The organism is Amycolatopsis sp. NPDC104863 (assembly GCF_055582965.1).
The window spans coordinates 276,055-292,341 of record NZ_JBVJOW010000010.1; the positions used below are offsets into that span (position 1 = coordinate 276,055).

Sequence of the window (16,287 nt, forward strand, 5' to 3'; positions counted from 1 at the left end):
CCTCGGTGGGGAAAGGGGGGACCTACTCCTTGAGCCCGCTCGCGGCGATCCCGCTGACGATGAACCGCTGGGCGACCAGGAACATCGCGACCAGCGGCGCGATGGTGACCAGAGCACCGGCGAACAGCGCCGGCAGGTTGACCGACTGCGCGGTCAGGAACGTCGAAAGCGCGATCTGCGCGGTCCACGACGACGGGTCCTGCCCGATCACCAGCGGCCACAGGAACGCGTTCCAGCTTTCGATGAACATCAGCGCGCCGAGCGACGCGAGCATGCTCCCCGAGTTGGGCAGCACCAGCCGCCGGTAGACGCCGAGGTAGCCGAGGCCGTCGAGCCGCCCGGCCTCCTCGATCTCGGCGGGGAACCGCAGGTAGAAGTTGCGGAAGAGGATCACGGTGAACGCGCTGAAGAGGTTCGGCGCGATGATCCCCCACTCCGTGTTGACCCCGCCCATCGAGCCGACGACGACGAACGTCGGCACGAACGTCACCGACTGCGGGATCATCAGCGTGACCAGCACGTACGTGAACACCGCACGGCGTCCCGGGACGTTGATCCGGGCCAGCGCGTACCCCGCCATCGACCCGAACAGCGTGCCGACCGGCGCGGTCACGATCGCGACCAGGAACGAGTTCCACAACGAGTGCGCCATCGGCACCGACGCGTCGGCGAACAGCTCGCCGAAGTTCACCCACGACAGCGGGTCCGGCAGCCAGGACCAGTCCGGCGAGCTGACCTGCTGCCGTGTCATGAGCGCGTTGCGCAGCATGATGTAGAACGGCAGCAGGAAGATCACCGACAGCACCGTGGCCAGGACGTACTTCGGCGCCTTCCTGACGCGGGGAGTGGCGAGGACGGCCATCAGTCCTTCTTCCCGAAGCCGACGAACCGGCCCTGGAGCAGGGTGATCACCACGATGATCACGGTCAGCAGGAACGCGCCCGCCGAGCCGACGCCGTAGTTCTGGTCGCCGAGCGCGGAGTCGTAGAGGTAGACCAGCGGCGGTTTCACCGGCGCGGTCGCCGTGCCGGAAAGCCCGGTGCCGAACAGGTTGTAGAACTCGTCGAAGGCCTGGAACGCGGCGATGAGAATCAGCAGCAGCACCGCGACCGACGTGTTCCGCAGCTGCGGCAGCGTGATGTACCGGAACGCCTGCCACTTGGTAGTGCCGTCCAGCTCCCCCGCCTCGTACAGCGACGGCGAGATCGCCTTCAGCCCGGCGAGGAACAGGATCATGTACAGCCCGACCTGCAGCCACAGCCGCAGCGTCACGACCGCGACCCAGTACACCGGCGGGCTCGTCTCCGACAGCCACGGCACCGGCTCGGCGCCGAACAGCCCGCCGAGCACGTTCGCGACGCCGGAGGGCAGGCCGTTGAACAGCGCCATCTTCCACACCAGCGCCGCGACGACGTAGGACACCGCGGCCGGGATGAGGAACACCGTCCGGAAGAACGCCTTGCCCCGCTTGATGCTGTTGATCAGCACCGCGAGGCCGAGCGAAGCCACGAAGGTGATCGGCACGATGAACACGGTGAACACCGCGATCGTCGACAGCGACGTCAGGAAGGCGTCGTCGCCGAGCAGGAACGCGTAGTTGTCGAAGCCGATCCAGTTCCCGAGGCTGATCGTGCCGCGCGCGTCGTTGAAGCTGAGCAGGAAGCTCCACGCGATCGCGACGTACTTGAACAGCCCCAGCCCGAGCACCACCGGCCCGGTCAGGACCGCGAACGCGCCGATCGCGCGCCAGTCCCGGCGCCGGCGACGCTTCTTCGCCGCCGACGCGGGGACTGCCGGCGCCTCCATCAAGGCCGTCATGCCAGCTGCTTGTCGACTTCGGCCTGGGCCTTCTTCGCCGCGTCGCCGAGCTCGGCGGCCGGGTCGGCCTGCCCGTTCGCGATCTTCGTCGCGGCCTGGAGGAACAGCGTCGCCGACGCCTTGTTCCACAGCCCCGAGTAGGACTTGCCGTTCTGCTGCGAGATCGTCACGGCGTCCTTGGCCGCGCCGCTGGAGAACTCGGTGGTCTGCGCGGCGACCGGCTTGCGGGCCGGGATGTGGAAGCCGTACTTGACACACCAGTCCTTCTGCAGGTCGGCGTTCTTGATCCACAGCCAGTCGATGAACTTCTTGACGGCGTCCAAGTTGGCCGACTTCGCGTTCGCGAGCTGGTACCAGCCGCCGACGCGCGCGACCTGCTTGCCCGCGTCGCCGAACTTCGGCCACGGGACCACGCCGAAGTCGTCACCCAGCGCCTTCTTGATGTCCGGCAGCGACCACAGGCCGCCCCACTGCATCGCGGTCGCGTTGTTGGCGAACGCGCCGGGGTCGGACCAGTCGGTCGGGTACCCCTGGAGCAGGCCACCGGTGTCGTGCAGCTGCTTGAGCCCGGCGATCGCGGCGACGGCCTCGGGCGAGGAGAACGCGACCTTCTTGCCGCTGCTGTCGAAGAAGTCCGCGCCGGACGACCAGAGCAGCAAGGTCGCGGCCTCGCCGACGCCGTCGGTGCCGACGTAGAGGCCCTTCTGCTTGCCGGTGTTCAGCTTCCGGGTCGCGTCGAGCAGCTCGGCGAACGTCTGCGGCGGCTGCACACCCGCGGCCTGCAGCGCGCTCTTGCGGTAGTACAGCATCATGACGTCGTCGATCATCTTGACGCCGTAGATCTTGTTGTCCACCGTCACCGTGTCCAGCGCGGCCGGGCTGAAGTCGGCCTTGGCCGGCGCGATGACGTCGTCGAGCGGCGCGAGCAGGCCGTTCTTGACGTTCTGGTACCGGAAGTCGCCGAGCTCGAACAGGTCCGGCGCCTGCGCGGTGAGCATCGCCGAGTTGAGCTTGGTCTCGTAGTCGCCGGCGATCCAGCTGACGTTGATCGCGATGTCCGGGTTGGCCTTGGTGAACTCCTGCGCGTACCGCTGGACCGCTTGCTGCGTCCCGGATTCGCCGTACGCGTGATACCACTGCTGCAACGTGACCTTCGCGCCGGCAGCGGCGCCCGCGTTCTTGTTCAGCGGATCGCTCGTGCAGCCCGCGAGTGCGGCGCCACCGGCGAAGAGGACGGACCCGACCAGGAAGCTTCGGCGGTTCATGGGGCTCACAGGGACTCCTTAGACGCTCTCGGCGACAAAAAGACTTTGGATGGCGACGGCGGCCGCGCCCCGCGCCCACTCCTCGAACGGCAGCGGCCGGATGACCAGGCCGCACCGGGCGGCGCTGCCGAACGCCTGGACCGCGAAGGTCCGGCGGATCTGGTCTTCGAACAGGTCGTAGGTGGCGACGCCTTCTCCGGAGACGACCACGCGCTCCGGCCCGAACAGGTTGACCAGCGCGGCCAGGCCGAGCCCGATCGCGTGCCCCGCGCCGGCGAAGACCCCGCGCAGCGGTTCGTCGCCGCCACGGGCGCGCAGCACCGCGTCTTCCATGGTCAGCGCGGGTTCGCCGGACACCGCCCTGGCCCGCGTGAGGATCGCTTCGGTGGACGCGATCGCCTCGACACAACCCCGGCCGCCGCAGTGGCAGGCCGGGCCGTCGTCGGCGACCGGGACGTGCCCGATCTCGCCCGCGACACCGTGCGCGCCGCGGACCAGGTCGCCGTTGACGACGAGCGCGCTGCCGATGCCCGTACCCACCGTGACCAGCGCGAACGACGACGCGCCGACCCCCTCGCCGAACCACTGCTCGGCGACGGCGAGGGCCTTGACGTCGTTCTCGAGCGTCGCGGTGAGCCCGGTGGCGTCTTCCAGCAGGGAAGCCAGCGGGACGTCCCGCCAGCCGAGGAACGGCGAGTACCGGACGACGCCGGACGCGCGGTCGACGTCACCGGACACCGCGACGCCGAGGCAGTAGGCGCGTTCCCGCAGGTTGCTGGTGCCGTCCGGGGTCGGGCCGGCCAGCAGCTCGCCGACGAGGTCGGCGAGCGCGCGGACGACGTGGTCGACGTCGTGGCCGGTCAGCGCGTGGTGGGCGCTGGCGCGGACGTCGGCGCGCAGGTCGGTGACCACGCCGATCAGGTCGTCGCCGGTGATCTTGACGCCGACGAAGTACTCGCGGTCCGGGCGGATGGCCAGGGGGTTCGCGGGGCGGCCGGCGCCGGGGGTGGTCCGGCCTTCGGAGGCGAGCTCCTCGAGATAACCGGCGTCGATGAACGGCCGGGCCGCCTTGGTGACCGCGGCCGAGGAGAGCCCGGTGCGGCGGGCGACATCGACGCGGGAGACCGGCCCCTCGGTCAGGACCGTGGTGAAGACGGTCGCTGCCGCGGGGCTGGTGATCGGCGCCCTTGCCGGTGCACTGCGAGGCATGGCCGGAAGGGTAGGCAGGATTAATTAACTTCGTCAAGAATTTATTTTTCGGCTGGTCATCCCTACGCTCAGGTCCATGTCGCTCGTGGAACACGACCCCGCGCACCGGCTGTGGCTGCTGCGCACCCCCGAGAGCTCGTACGCCTTCCGGCTCGACTCCGACGACCGGCCGCGGCACGTGCATTGGGGGCCGCCGCTGACGCTGGCGCAGGCCGGGCAGGTCGCCGCGCGCCGCAACCCGGCCGACAGCAGCTTCGACGAGCCGGGCGACGAACGGCTCGAGCTGCCGGCCGAGGGCGGTGCGTTCTTCGGCGTCGCGGCGCTGGCCGTCCGATACGCGGACGGGACGTCGGCGCTGGAGTGGCGTTACGACGGCTACGCGCTCGAAGACGGCGCACTCGTCGTGCGGCTCGCGGACCGGCACTACCCGCTCGAGCTTTCGCTGCACTACCGCGTCCGCGGCGAGGTCCTCGAGCGGTGGACGACCCTGCGCAACACCGGGGACGAGCCGATCTCCTTGCTGCGCACGGATTCCGCGTCGTGGACACTCCCCCGGCGCGACGGCGCGCGGCTGAGCCGGACATCCGGCGCGTGGAGTGCCGAGTACGGCGTGCTGCGCGAACCGCTGCCGGTCGGCGAGACCACGCTGACCAGCCGTCGTGGAGTGTCGAGCCACCAGGTCGACCCGTGGGTGATGCTCGACGCGGGCGACGCCACGGAGACTTCCGGCGAGGTGTGGTCGAGCGCGCTCGCGTGGAGCGGGAGCTGGCGGATCACCGTCGAGCGGACGCACACCGGGCGTGTCACCTGGACCGGCGGGTTCGGGCACGAGAACGTCGGCTGGCGGCTGGGACCCGGGGAAACCTGGGAGACGCCGGTGTTCGCCGGGCTCTACGCGGCCGACGGCTTCGGCGGCACGAGCCGGCGCTGGCACGCCTACGTCCGCGAGTTCGTCCAGCCGCATCCCGAGGAGCTGCGGCCGATCGTCTACAACTCGTGGGAGGCGACCGGCTGGGACGTCGACGAAACCACCGAGACGTCGTTGGCCGACGCCGCGGCCAAACTCGGCGTCGAGCTGTTCGTCATGGACGACGGCTGGTTCGGCGCCCGCACCGGCGACACCGCCGGGCTCGGCGACTGGACCGCCAACGAGCAGCGCTTCCCGGCGGGGCTCGGGCCGCTCGTCGACGCCGTCCACGCGCACGGCATGAAGTTCGGGCTGTGGGTCGAGCCGGAGATGGTCAACCCGGACAGCGACCTCTACCGCGCGCACCCGGACTGGGTGCTGCACATGGCCCACCGCTCGCGGACGACGTTGCGCAACCAGCTCGTGCTGAACTTCGCGCGCCCGGACGTCGCGGACTGGGCGCACAAGTGGCTCGACCGGCTGGTCGGCGAGCACGGCATCGACTACCTCAAGTGGGACATGAACCGCGCGTTCACCGAGGCGGGCTGGCCCTCGAGCGACGATCCCGGACGGCTCTGGGTCGACCACGTCCGCGCCGTCTACACGATTTTCGACCGGCTGCGAGCCGACCACCCCGGCCTGCGGATCCAGGGCTGCGCGGGCGGCGGCGGACGCACCGACCTGGGGATCCTCACGCGCACCGACGAGATCTGGGCGTCCGACAACACCGACGCCGCCGACCGGATCGGCATCCAGCACGGGTACGGGCAGCTCTACCCCGCCGGCACGATGTCGGCCTGGGTGACCGACAGCCCGAACCCGACCACCGGCCGGGAGGCGCCGCTGAGGTTCCGGTTCCACGTCGCGATGGCCGGGGTGCTCGGTCTCGGCGGTGACCTGCCGCGGTGGAGTGCGGCCGAGCTCGACGAGGCGACGGCGCTCGTCGCGCTGTACAAGGAGATCCGTCCGGTCGTGCAGCACGGCGTCCAGTACCGGCTGGCGGACCCGGCGACCGCCGCGCTGACCGCGGTCCAGTACGTGCTGGGCGACTCCGTGGTCGTGTTCTTCTGGCGGCGGCCCACGGAGTTCGCGCGCCCGTTCACGCCGCCGCGGCTCGCCGGGCTGGACCCTTCGGCGCGGTACCGCGACCAGGACGGCGTCGAGCACCACGGCGCGGTGCTGCTGAGCCACGGGCTCGACGTCGAGCTGCCCGGGAGCGGGTACGCGAGCGCGGTGGTGCGGCTGACCAGGGCCTGAATACCCACGCCGACCGGCGTCACCAGGACGGGTGAGGCGCATTGACTTTTCACGAGGCGTCCGGCGAATGTGAAAGTCCTTCACTTCGCCGCTCGCCAACGGAGGCAGCATGCGCCGGCGCCTGTTCACTCTCCTCGCCGTGCCCGCCATCGCCGCGCTCGCCTTCGCCGCTCCGGCGTCGGCGAGCACCAGCTACCACGAGTACGTGGCGCTGGGCGATTCGTGGACCGCCGACGTTTTCGTCACCTTCCCGCCCACCACCGAGTTCACCCCGCTCGACTGCGCCCAGTCCACATCGGACTACCCGCACGAGGTCGCGGGCGCGCTCGGCGTCGAAACCTTCCGCGACGCCAGCTGCGGCGGCGCCGCCACGCCGGACTTCACGCAGCCCCAGAAGCTGCCGCTCGGCGGCACGAACCCGCCGCAGTTCGACCGGCTGACGCCGACCACCGACCTGGTGACCGTCGGGATCGGCGGCAACGACATCGGGCTCGCTTCCGCCGTGACGAAGTGCCTCAACCTGCTGCCGATCAGCACCTGCAAGGCCAAGTTCACCGCCGGCGGCGTCGACCAGCTGGAAAACGCGATCGCGGCGAGCGAGCCCAAGGTCGCGAACGCGCTGCAGGGGATCCACGAGCGCTCGCCGCACGCACGGGTCCTGCTGGTGAACTACCTTGCCGGGCTGCCCGCGAGCGGCAAGGGGTGCTGGCCGGTGATCCCGGTCGCCGACGGCGACATCGCGTACCTGCAGGCGAAGTTCCTGCAGATGAACGCCATGCTCGCGCGGGTCGCCGCAGCCAACGGCGCGGAGCTCGTCGACACCTACACCCCCACCGTCGGCCACGACGCGTGCCAGGCGCCGACCGTGCGCTACGCCGAAGGCCTGATCCCGATCTCGGCGAGCAACCCGCTCCTGCTCGCGTTCCCCTTCCACCCCAACGGCGCCGGCGCGGCGGCGCAGTCGGAGATCGTCCTGGCGGCGGTCCGGCGGGGCTGAACTGTCGGTGCCGTGGCCTAGGCTGTCGGGGTGGCCAAGATCGCGGTGACCCGATGGATTCCCGACGAGGCGGTGAAGCTGCTCGCCGAGGCGGGCGAGGTGGCGGTGTCCCCCGCCGACCGCCCGCTGACCTCCGAAGAGCTGCACGAGTTCGTGGCCGGCGCGTCGGCGGTGGTCGGCATGCTGCACGACCGGCTCGACGGCGCGCTGGCCGACGCCGCCGGGCCGGAGCTGAAGGTGGTCGCGAACGTCGCCGTCGGTTATGACAACGTCGATGTCCCGGCGTTGGCCGAGCGCGGTGTCGTCGTGTCCAATACCCCGGGGGTGCTCACCGAGGCCACCGCGGATCTCGCCTTCGGCCTGCTGCTCGCGGTCACGCGGCGCCTCGGCGAAGGGGAACGGCTGCTGCGCTCGCGGACGCCGTGGTCGTTCCACCTCGGTTTCCTGCTGGGCTCGGGGCTGCAGGGCAAGACGCTCGGCATCGTCGGACTCGGCGAGATCGGCCGGGCGGTGGCTCGGCGGGCCGAGGCGTTCGGCATGTCGATCGTCCATTCAGGACGGTCTGGTCGTGGATCCGTTACGTTTCAGGAACTCCTGGAACGCTCCGACGTCGTTTCGCTGCACTGCCCGCTGACGCCGGAAACGCGGCACCTCATCGACGGTGCCGCGTTGCGCGCGATGAAACCCGGTGCCTACCTGGTGAACACGACCCGCGGCCCGGTCGTCGACGAAGCGGCGCTGGCGGACGCGCTCGAAGCCGGGGAGATCGCCGGCGCCGCGCTCGACGTCTTCGAGCACGAGCCCGACGTCGAACCGCGGCTGCTCGGGCGCGAAGACGTCGTGCTCAGCCCGCACCTCGGGTCGGCCACCGTCGAGACCCGCACCGCGATGGCCGTGCTGGCCGCCCGCAACGTCGTCGAAGTGCTCGGCGGGCGTGCCCCGCTGACGGAGGTGAAACCGTGACCCGAGTCGTCATCGCGCCGGACAAGTTCAAGGGCAGTCTCACCGCGGTCGAGGCCGCGGAGGCGATCGCGCTGGGCGTGCGGGACGCGCTGCCGGACGCCGACATCGTCACGTGCCCCGTCGCCGACGGCGGTGAAGGCACCCTCGACGTGCTCGAAGCCGCGGGTGCGCGGATCGTCCGGCTGACCGTCCGCGGTCCGCTCGAGGCGGCGGTGAACGCCTCTTATGCGGTGCTGGACGGCACTGCGTACATCGAGTCGGCGCGCGCGTGCGGGATCGAGTTCGTCGAGCCGAGCCCGGCGACCGCGCTGGCCGCGCACACCTGGGGGGTCGGCGAGCTGCTCGGAGACGCGCTGATCCACGGCGCCCGCCGGCTCGTCCTGACGGTCGGCGGCACGGCCAGCACCGACGGCGGCGCCGGAATGCTCGGTGCGCTCGGCGCCGGAGTGCTCGACGCGTTCGGCGCGCCGGTCGGGCTCGGCGGCGGAACGTTGACGCGGGTCGCGTCGACCGAGCTGATGCCGGTGCGGGAACGGCTGGAGGGCGTGAGCGTCGCGGTCGCGACCGACGTCACGAACCCCTTGCTCGGCCCGGACGGCGCCGCGGCGGTGTTCGGGCCACAGAAGGGCGCGGGCCCGTCGGAAGTGACGTTGCTCGACGACGCTCTCGCGCGCTGGGCGCACGCGCTACAGGTGGGTGGCGCCCCGGACGTCAGCCGGGTGCCGGGCGCGGGGGCCGGCGGCGGGGTCGCGGCCGGCGCGATCGCCGGGCTGGGCGCGACCGTGGAATCCGGGTTCGACCTCATCGCCGGGCTGACCGGGGTCGACCAGGCGCTCGTCGGCGCCGACCTCGTCATCACCGGTGAGGGATCACTCGACGAACAGAGTCTCAACGGCAAGGCCCCGGCCGGGATCGCGGCGCGCGCGAGGCCGCGCGGGGTGCCGCTGATGGCGTTGGCGGGGCGGATCCAGCTCGACGAAGCCGGGCTGGCGAGCTTGGGCGTCGTCGCGAGCAGCGCGTTGATCGACCACGCGCCGTCGCTCGACCACGCCCGCGCCAATGCGGCGGAACTGCTGCGGGTGCGGGCCGCGGTGCTCGTCAGCGCCTGGCGGCCCCGCTAGGCGAACGGGCCTTCCGCGGCGCGAAAGGCCCGTTCGCCGCGGTCAGCTCGTGTGCTGCGGCAAGACGGCGAAGGCGACTCCGCCGGCTTCGTCCTCCTGGACGTCGAGCACCTTGTCGTCGAGCAACGCCGCCGCCTGCGGTTCGAGGAAGACCTTCGGGCCTTCCTCGGCGCCGAGCACGCTGTCACCCTCGGTGGGTTCGGGGGCGACGGACAGCGCCAGCTGCGCGCTTTCGCCCTCGGCGTTCTGAACCGCCAGGCGGAGCCCGGCGTCCCCTTCGCTCTGGCTGGTCAATGCGGTGATCGCCTCGGCGGCGGCTTCGGTCACGGTCAGCATCTTCGGCCTTCCCTTCGTCGCGGTCCGATGCACTGGTGCCCCACGCTAGGGGCGTCCGTTCGGACGCGCAGTCTGAGCGGATCAGCCCTGCCGGGCCTGGCGGATGGCGTCCGCCACAGAGCCGCCGGCGTAGTCCGCCCGCTCCCCCGGATCGGGGTCGGCGTGCCGGTGCGGCACGTCGTCGTCCGGGGTCACCTGCTCGAAGTCCGCCGGGGCGTCCTCGACCGTTTCGTCGAGCTCGTCCGCCGGGGTCGCCGCGATCGGGCGGTCCGGGACCGGCTCGGGTTCGGCGTCCGGCTCCTCTTCGGCGAGGCGTTGCGCCATCGGCTCGCCCTCGCGGACTTCGCTGGGCGTCGTGCCGAAGCGGTTGGCGGCACTCCAGTGTTCGGGCGGCTCGACACCCTGTTCGAGCGGGTCGACGCGCAGCTCGTCCTCGTCCAGCGCCTCGCTGGGGCTCAGGCTTTCCGGTTCGGCCGAGTCACGGTCACTCACAGGGTTCTCCCGGCGCGTAGGCAGTAGGCATCGCCGGTGACCTACCCGAGGCGCCGGAGGGCGAAACCCCGGCGGTGTCGCCGGGATCACATTTCTTCAACGGGTTTAACATATTCACAAGTTTGTGAATGCGGAGTAGCTTCGGATCATGGCCACCACCAGGTGCGCACCGGAGCACCGGCTGCTCGCCACCGACCCCGACCGGCACCACGAGCTGGGCACGCACGCGGCGTGGTACGTCGTGGCCGGCGTCGTGACAACGGGCGTCCAGGCGGTCCTGTTCCTCGTGCTGCGCGACGAGCTCGGCTCCCAGGTGGCGAACCTGGTCGCGATCGCGCTGACCACACTCGGCAACACCGAGTTCCACCGCCGTGTCACCTTCGCGGGACGGCAGAGCAACGCCGGCAAGCGGCACCTGCAGGACCTGCTGACGTTCGCCTTCTACGCGGGGTACGGCTCGGCGGTCCTGGCGATCCTCGATGCGGTCGTCGACCGGCCGACGTCGTGGGAGGAGACGGGCACGCTGCTGCTGTCCAGCCTGGTCGGCGGCTTCGTCCGGTTCGCGGTGCTGCGCTGGTGGGTGTTCGCGCACCGAGCCGAGAAGCCGGCCGCCCGCTAGCGTCTGCGGACGTGGCTGCAGAGGAGATCAGGCCCCATTCGGGCGGCGACGAGCCGGATTATCGATTCACGTTGGCCAACGAGCGCACGTTCCTGGCCTGGCTCCGGACGGCGCTGGGACTGGTGGCCGGCGGCGTGGCGGTCCACCAGCTGATCCCGGCCCCGGCGGCGGCGAGCGCGGTGCTGTCGGGGTTGTGCGTGGTGCTGGCGGCGGTCCTCGCGGCGACGGCTTATCCGCGGTGGCGGCGGGTGCAGATCGCCATGCGGGCCGGGGAGCCGTTGCCTCGGAGCTGGATGATCGTGGCGTTGACCGGCGGTTTGCTGGCTCTGATCGTGGCTGCGGCGGTTTTGCTGGTGGTGTCGTGAGGGTGGTTGAGCGGTCGGGGTGCGTACCGCGAGGGTCGGCAGGCGTGCTTGAGGGGTCGACACGCGTGGCTGAAGGGTCAACTCGCGTGATTAGAGGGTCAACACGCGTGCTGGAACGGACGACTCGCGTATCTGGACGGACGACTCGCGTGCTGGAACGGACGACACGCGTACCTGGACGGACGACACGCGTGCCCGGACGGACGACTCGCGTGCTCGGGGGATCGACTGGCGTGCCGAGACGGTCGGCTCGCGTGACTGAAGGGTCAACTCGCGTGATTGGAAGGTCAACACGCGTGCTTGGGGAGTCGACACGCGTGACTGAAGGGTCGACTCGCATACCTGGACGGACGACTCGCGTGCCCCGATGGACGACACGCGTGCTTGAGGGGTCGACACGCGTGTCTGGAGGGTCGACACGGGCGATGGGACGGGTCGGGTGGGTATCTGGGCGGGGGGTTGGCGCACCTGGATGGACGACGGCTGTCGTGGCGGTGCGGGCGGCCGGTGATCTCGCCACCGGAACTCGCGCCGGGGGGTCAGGCGGTTGCGGGGCTGCTGGTGTCTCCGTAACTACGCCAGGTGACCAGTGTTCAACGGCCACCCCGGACCCGAACCCCCGGGCGACGGACCGTGAGCGACCCGACCCGGGACGCTACCGCGCTCCCCGACTGCGGGCCGTTCGCGATTATTTCGGCTTCGGGGCCCGGCCGTGACCGCCCCCGCCGGGGCGCAGGCCGAGCGGACCGGGCTGGCCTGGCGGCGCACCGCCCTCGGGTCGGCCGCCTGCACTGCCCTGCTCCTCCACGCCGCCGCGCAGCACCACTGGGGTCTCGCTCTGGTCCCTGTGCTCTTCGCGGCTGCTACATCCGTGCTCCTCGCCGGCGTCGGTGTCCAGCGCGAACGGGCGCTGCGGGCACCCGAACCGAGGCCGCTTCATCCGGTCATGCCCGCCCTGGCGTCGCTCGCCGTCACGGTGACTGCCACTTCCGTGGTCATCCTCCACTGACGAGTGAACTCGGCACATCCTGAAACCGATTAATCGCAATGTGCGGCGTCGGGTCGCGGTAACATCACGGTCGCTCCTGCGAACGGGGTATTGGTCGTTGAAATCTGGACTGATGCGCCATCAGGTGCTTACGATTACCCAGCGTCGCACGGAACGCAGGTAAGACCGGGTCTCCCGGAGTACCTGTCACCGAACGGTCACGGAGAGTGGAACCCCCGGCAGCGACGGTCGAGGGTCGGCCGGGGAGACGACTCATGACAGCACCGCCGAGGACCACCGAGCAGGCTTCCAGTGAGGTTCGCGATTATCGCACTCCGGAGTCACTGCCTCGGCCCAGCGGACGGCTCACCAAGGAGGACCTCGATCCTCTGGTGAAAGACGCGGGCGAGGGCAACCCCGCCGCGATCCACAACCTCCTCCAGATGATCGAGCCGGTGGTGGTCCGGTACTGCCGGGCGCGCATGGGCGGGCGCGACCTGTCGTACCTGTCCGCCGACGACGTCGCGCAGGAAGTCTGCCTCGCCGTCCTCAAGGCGCTCCCCGACTACCAGGACCGCGGGGGCTCCTTCCTCTACCTCGTCCACGCGATCGCGGCCAACAAGGTCGCCGACGCCTACCGCGCCGTCGCCCGGGACCGCTCGGAGCCCGTCCCCGAGCTCCCGGAGCGCCCGCTCGTCGGCAACGAGCCGGAGACGCACGCGCTCAGCCTCGACCTCGGCGCGCGCCTGGGCCGGCTGCTCGCGTCGCTCCCCCGGGTGCAGCAGGAGATTCTGACCCTGCGCATCGCCGTCGGCTTCTCCGCGCAGGAGACCGCCGAAGCGCTCGGGATCTCGCCGGGCAACGTGCGGGTCACGCAGCACCGGGCGCTGACGCGCCTGCGCGGCATGATCCGCGACGACGAGTTCTAGGCCATCACAGCCGCGGGCGGGGACACCTCTTTTACCCCCTGGAAGAGGTGTCCTCGCTCGCATCCAACGCGTAGACGCGCCGGGCGTTGTGCTCGAACACCGCCAGACGCTCCGCGTCCGACAGCGAGCCCGTCAGCGAGATCGCCGCGTCCAGGACCAGCTCGTAGGACGCCGCCAGCTCGCAGACCGGCCAGTCCGAGCCGAACAGCACGCGCGACGGGCCGAACACCTCCAGCACGTGGTCGACGTACCGGCGCAGGTGCCCCACTTCCCAGCCCGACCAGTCCGCGGCCGTGACCAGCCCGGACAGCTTGCACACGACGTTCTCGCGCGCGGCCAGCGCCGCCACCCCGGACGCCCACGGCTCCCACTCCCCCGACGCGATCGGGGGCTTCGCCGCGTGGTCGAGCACCAGCCGCAGCTCCGGCTGCCGCAGCGCCAGCTCGGCCGCCGCGGGCAGCTGGGCGGTGCGCACCAGCAGGTCGTAGGTCAGGCCGGCCGACGCCAGCGCGTTCAGCCCGGCCACGACGCCCGGGCGCAGCAGCCAGTCGTCGTCCGGCTCGTTCTCCACCTGGTGGCGGAGGCCGACCAGCGGTCCGCGCTCGCGCAACACCGCCAGGCGGTCGGAGAGGTCCGGGGCGGTGAGGTCGGCCCAGCCGACCACCCCCGCGACCACGGGTTCGGCCACCGCCGTCGCCAGGAACTCCTCGGTCTCTTCGGCCGAGGACACCGTCTGGACCAGCACCGTCGCGTGGACACCCGCCGCCTTCGTCACCGCGCGCAGGTCGTCGACGGTGTACGGGCGGCGGATCGGGTCCATCGCCGCCCCCGCCATCCACGGGTACTCGCGCCGCGACGGGTCCCAGAGGTGGTGGTGGGCGTCGATCATGAGACTCCTTCGGCGATCACGACGTCGGCGCGCAGCAGGCCCGCGTCGACCAGCTCCGTCCACAGCTCCGGCGGCACGACCGCCCGCGCTCGCCGGGCGTTCACGCTCACCTGCTCCGGATCATGCGCGCCGACGACCACCGACGCCACCGCCGGATGCGCGATCGGCAGCGCGAGCGCGGCTTCCGGCAGCTCGACCCCGTGGCGCGCACAGACCGCCGCGATCCGCGCGGCCCGCTCGACCAGCTCCGGCGGCGCCTCGGCGTAGTCGTAGACGCGGCCCGGCTCGGCCGTCGCCAGGATGCCGCCGTTGAACGCGCCGCCGATGACCACGCGGACGCCACGCTCGAGGCAGAGCGGCAGCAGCTCGTCCAGCGCGGGCTGGTCGAGCAGCGTGTAGCGCCCCGCGACCAGCAGCACGTCGAGCTCGGTCCGGCGGACGAACTCGGTGAGCATCGGCGCCTGGTTCATCCCGGCGCCGAACCCGCCGATCACCCCTTGCTCCCGCAGCTCGCGCAACGCCGGGAAGGCGCCGCGCAGGGCTTCCTCGAAGTGGTCGTCGGGGTCGTGGACGTACACGACGTCGACGCGGTCCAGCCCCAGCCGGACCAGGCTGTCCTCGATCGAGCGCAGGACGCCGTCACGGCTGAAGTCCCACCGGCGCTTGTACGCGGCCGGGACGGCGAAGCCCTGGTCGTCCTGGGTGCCGGCGCCGCCGGGGTTCGGCTCGAGCACCCGCCCGACCTTCGTCGAGAGCACGTACTCGTCGCGGGGAAAGGACCGCAGGGCCGCGCCGAGCCGGGTCTCCGACAGGCCGAGGCCGTAGTGCGGCGCGGTGTCGAAGTACCGGATGCCCTCGTCCCACGCGCGGCGCACGGTCGCGGCCGCGGTCTCGTCGGTGATCGCGTGGTAGAGGTTGCCCAGCTGCGCGCAGCCGAGCCCGAGCGGGGACAGTTCCAACGCCGTCACTCCTTCACCGGCAGTTCCCAGACCAGCCCGATGCCGGTGTCGTCGCCGGAGTAGTCGTCTTCGACAGCCAGCAGCTCGGCCATCCTGGCCTGCCACGGGACGTTCGCGGGGTGGTCCCGCAACGCCGCCCGCATCGCCGCGTAGTCGTCGACTTCGACGACGTGAAAGAGGTCGAGACCGTTACGCCAGATCCGCCAGCTGCGGACACCGGCTTCCCGCAGGGCCACGTCCAGCTCGGGCGGGATGACCGCGTGGACGGACTCGTACTCGGCCTCCTTGCCGGGCTTGAGCCGGGTATGGAGCGCCACTCTTTGAGGTTCGCGTTGGTGGGTCATCACCACTCCTTGGCCGGGACATGGCACGCTGGGGAGGAACACCGAAACATCCGAGGTCTGTTGCAGGGAGGGCGGACAGATGCCCGTCACCGATGTCGCGATCGACAAGATCAAGGACATGATCATCTCCGGCGAGCTGGCGCCGGGCGACCGGCTGCCGAAGGAGGCCGAGCTGGCCCAGCGGCTCGGGCTCTCGCGCAGCTCCCTGCGGGAGGCCGTCAAGGCGTTGTGCCTGATCAGGGTGCTCGACGTCCGCCAGGGCGACGGCACCTACGTCACCAGCCTCGAGCCGAACCTGCTGCTCGACGCGATGACGTTCGTGGTCGACTTCCACCGCGACGACACCGTGCTCGACTTCCTCGCCGTGCGCCGGATCCTCGAGCCCGCCGCGACCGCGCTGGCCGCGTTGCACATGAGCGACGACGACATCACCGAGCTGGGCGCGCTGCTCGGCGAGCTGGAGGACTCGCCGACCGTCGAGGCGCTGGTCGCCAACGACCTGCAGTTCCACCGCAAGATCGCCGACGGCTCCGGCAACCCCGTGCTGTGCTCGCTGCTCGACAGCCTCTCCGGGCCGACCGCCCGCGCCCGCATCTGGCGCGGCCTCACCCAGGAGGGCGCGGTCGCGAAGACCCGCGAGCAGCACACGGCGATCTACGAGGCCATCGCCTCTCGCGAGCCGGAGCTGGCCCGCTCGTGGGCGACCGTGCACGTCGCGGGCGTCGAGCAGTGGCTGCGCAACGCCCTGGGCACCGCGGACGACCCGACGGCCGACGCCGAGCCGGCCGCGGAAGCCTCGTAGCACACGCACTCCTGAGAACGTCGGATG

18 protein-coding genes are annotated in these 16,287 nt (G+C 71.1%); 9 read left to right on the top strand and 9 right to left on the bottom strand.

From position 1 onward, the window contains the following. Positions 1–22: 22 nt before the first annotated feature. From ACZ63J_RS42650 to ACZ63J_RS42665, 4 genes are read right to left on the bottom strand one after another with little or no spacing between them, the layout of a single operon-like run. Positions 23–862, bottom strand: coding sequence for a carbohydrate ABC transporter permease (locus ACZ63J_RS42650; protein ID WP_465401674.1), 840 nt, complete (start codon positions 860–862; stop codon positions 23–25). After that, complete coding sequence (locus ACZ63J_RS42655) at positions 862–1,818, bottom strand: carbohydrate ABC transporter permease (protein WP_465340132.1); 957 nt, start codon at positions 1,816–1,818, stop codon at positions 862–864. Before ACZ63J_RS42655 ends, ACZ63J_RS42650 begins: the two co-directional genes overlap by 1 nt. Beyond that, positions 1,815–3,083 (bottom strand): ABC transporter substrate-binding protein, encoded by a 1,269-nt coding sequence (locus tag ACZ63J_RS42660; protein WP_465401673.1) that lies wholly within the window; start codon positions 3,081–3,083, stop codon positions 1,815–1,817. Before ACZ63J_RS42660 ends, ACZ63J_RS42655 begins: the two co-directional genes overlap by 4 nt. An 18-nt stretch (positions 3,084–3,101) precedes the next feature. Next, positions 3,102–4,292 carry an ROK family protein gene (locus tag ACZ63J_RS42665; protein ID WP_465340131.1) on the bottom strand — a complete coding sequence of 397 codons (1,191 nt, stop codon included), beginning with the start codon at positions 4,290–4,292 and terminating at the stop codon, positions 3,102–3,104. 76 nt (positions 4,293–4,368) lie between these two features. On the opposite strand from ACZ63J_RS42665, the gene ACZ63J_RS42670 reads away from it, so the two are divergent. From ACZ63J_RS42670 to ACZ63J_RS42685, 4 genes are all read left to right on the top strand, one after another. Next, positions 4,369–6,456 (top strand): alpha-galactosidase, encoded by a 2,088-nt coding sequence (locus tag ACZ63J_RS42670; RefSeq protein ID WP_465401672.1) that lies wholly within the window; start codon positions 4,369–4,371, stop codon positions 6,454–6,456. A gap of 109 nt (positions 6,457–6,565) precedes the next feature. Beyond that, positions 6,566–7,453, top strand: coding sequence for an SGNH/GDSL hydrolase family protein (locus ACZ63J_RS42675; RefSeq protein WP_465401671.1), 888 nt, complete (start codon positions 6,566–6,568; stop codon positions 7,451–7,453). A 30-nt stretch (positions 7,454–7,483) separates the two neighbouring features. Beyond that, complete coding sequence (locus ACZ63J_RS42680; protein ID WP_465401670.1) at positions 7,484–8,416, top strand: 2-hydroxyacid dehydrogenase; 933 nt, start codon at positions 7,484–7,486, stop codon at positions 8,414–8,416. After that, positions 8,413–9,537, top strand: a complete 1,125-nt coding sequence (locus ACZ63J_RS42685) for a glycerate kinase (protein ID WP_465401669.1) — start codon at positions 8,413–8,415, stop codon at positions 9,535–9,537. Before ACZ63J_RS42680 ends, ACZ63J_RS42685 begins: the two co-directional genes overlap by 4 nt. Positions 9,538–9,579: 42 nt before the next feature. Here ACZ63J_RS42685 and ACZ63J_RS42690 read toward each other — a convergent pair whose 3' ends face one another. Both ACZ63J_RS42690 and ACZ63J_RS42695 read right to left on the bottom strand, forming a co-directional pair. Further along, the gene (locus ACZ63J_RS42690; protein WP_465310514.1) at positions 9,580–9,873 is read right to left on the bottom strand and encodes an iron-sulfur cluster biosynthesis family protein; all 294 of its coding nucleotides are present in this window, start codon (positions 9,871–9,873) and stop codon (positions 9,580–9,582) included. Positions 9,874–9,954: 81 nt separating this feature from the next. Then, entirely contained in the window at positions 9,955–10,365 is a 411-nt protein-coding gene (locus ACZ63J_RS42695; RefSeq protein WP_465401668.1) for a hypothetical protein, read from the bottom strand. A gap of 148 nt (positions 10,366–10,513) precedes the next feature. Here ACZ63J_RS42695 and ACZ63J_RS42700 point away from each other — a divergent pair, with 148 nt between their 5' ends. From ACZ63J_RS42700 to shbA, 4 genes are all read left to right on the top strand, one after another. Beyond that, positions 10,514–10,984, top strand: coding sequence for a GtrA family protein (locus ACZ63J_RS42700; protein ID WP_465401667.1), 471 nt, complete (start codon positions 10,514–10,516; stop codon positions 10,982–10,984). 11 nt (positions 10,985–10,995) lie between these two features. After that, positions 10,996–11,349 carry a YidH family protein gene (locus ACZ63J_RS42705; RefSeq protein ID WP_465401666.1) on the top strand — a complete coding sequence of 118 codons (354 nt, stop codon included), beginning with the start codon at positions 10,996–10,998 and terminating at the stop codon, positions 11,347–11,349. 712 nt (positions 11,350–12,061) lie between these two features. Continuing rightward, positions 12,062–12,358, top strand: coding sequence for a DUF202 domain-containing protein (locus tag ACZ63J_RS42710; protein ID WP_465310510.1), 297 nt, complete (start codon positions 12,062–12,064; stop codon positions 12,356–12,358). Between the two features lie 254 nt (positions 12,359–12,612). Continuing rightward, positions 12,613–13,266, top strand: coding sequence for an RNA polymerase sigma factor ShbA (gene shbA, locus ACZ63J_RS42715; protein WP_465340123.1), 654 nt, complete (start codon positions 12,613–12,615; stop codon positions 13,264–13,266). Between the two features lie 31 nt (positions 13,267–13,297). Here the strand turns inward: shbA and ACZ63J_RS42720 are convergent, their stop codons facing one another. Genes ACZ63J_RS42720 through ACZ63J_RS42730 form a run of 3 tightly spaced genes read right to left on the bottom strand, consistent with a single transcriptional unit; the run spans position 13,298 to position 15,458 of the window. Further along, positions 13,298–14,155, bottom strand: a complete 858-nt coding sequence (locus ACZ63J_RS42720) for an amidohydrolase family protein (RefSeq protein ID WP_465401665.1) — start codon at positions 14,153–14,155, stop codon at positions 13,298–13,300. After that, entirely contained in the window at positions 14,152–15,114 is a 963-nt protein-coding gene (locus ACZ63J_RS42725; protein ID WP_465439918.1) for an aldo/keto reductase, read from the bottom strand. The genes ACZ63J_RS42720 and ACZ63J_RS42725 overlap by 4 nt, the downstream gene beginning before the upstream one ends. Positions 15,115–15,119: 5 nt before the next feature. Beyond that, positions 15,120–15,458, bottom strand: a complete 339-nt coding sequence (locus tag ACZ63J_RS42730; protein WP_465340120.1) for an L-rhamnose mutarotase — start codon at positions 15,456–15,458, stop codon at positions 15,120–15,122. 79 nt (positions 15,459–15,537) lie between these two features. On the opposite strand from ACZ63J_RS42730, the gene ACZ63J_RS42735 reads away from it, so the two are divergent. After that, positions 15,538–16,260, top strand: coding sequence for a FadR/GntR family transcriptional regulator (locus ACZ63J_RS42735; RefSeq protein ID WP_465340119.1), 723 nt, complete (start codon positions 15,538–15,540; stop codon positions 16,258–16,260). Positions 16,261–16,287: the final 27 nt, after the last annotated feature.

Bases quoted from the DNA above. Each gene is read 5' to 3' on its own strand.
- ACZ63J_RS42650 (WP_465401674.1), bottom strand. From the start codon at position 862: ATGGCCGTCCTCGCCACTCCCCGCGTCAGGAAGGCGCCGAAGTACGTC.
- ACZ63J_RS42655 (WP_465340132.1), bottom strand. From the start codon at position 1,818: ATGACGGCCTTGATGGAGGCGCCGGCAGTCCCCGCGTCGGCGGCGAAG.
- ACZ63J_RS42660 (WP_465401673.1), bottom strand. From the start codon at position 3,083: ATGAACCGCCGAAGCTTCCTGGTCGGGTCCGTCCTCTTCGCCGGTGGC.
- ACZ63J_RS42665 (WP_465340131.1), bottom strand. From the start codon at position 4,292: ATGCCTCGCAGTGCACCGGCAAGGGCGCCGATCACCAGCCCCGCGGCA.
- ACZ63J_RS42670 (WP_465401672.1), top strand. From the start codon at position 4,369: ATGTCGCTCGTGGAACACGACCCCGCGCACCGGCTGTGGCTGCTGCGC.
- ACZ63J_RS42675 (WP_465401671.1), top strand. From the start codon at position 6,566: ATGCGCCGGCGCCTGTTCACTCTCCTCGCCGTGCCCGCCATCGCCGCG.
- ACZ63J_RS42690 (WP_465310514.1), bottom strand. From the start codon at position 9,873: ATGCTGACCGTGACCGAAGCCGCCGCCGAGGCGATCACCGCATTGACC.
- ACZ63J_RS42700 (WP_465401667.1), top strand. From the start codon at position 10,514: ATGGCCACCACCAGGTGCGCACCGGAGCACCGGCTGCTCGCCACCGAC.
- shbA (WP_465340123.1), top strand. From the start codon at position 12,613: ATGACAGCACCGCCGAGGACCACCGAGCAGGCTTCCAGTGAGGTTCGC.
- ACZ63J_RS42720 (WP_465401665.1), bottom strand. From the start codon at position 14,155: ATGATCGACGCCCACCACCACCTCTGGGACCCGTCGCGGCGCGAGTAC.
- ACZ63J_RS42730 (WP_465340120.1), bottom strand. From the start codon at position 15,458: ATGACCCACCAACGCGAACCTCAAAGAGTGGCGCTCCATACCCGGCTC.
- ACZ63J_RS42735 (WP_465340119.1), top strand. From the start codon at position 15,538: ATGCCCGTCACCGATGTCGCGATCGACAAGATCAAGGACATGATCATC.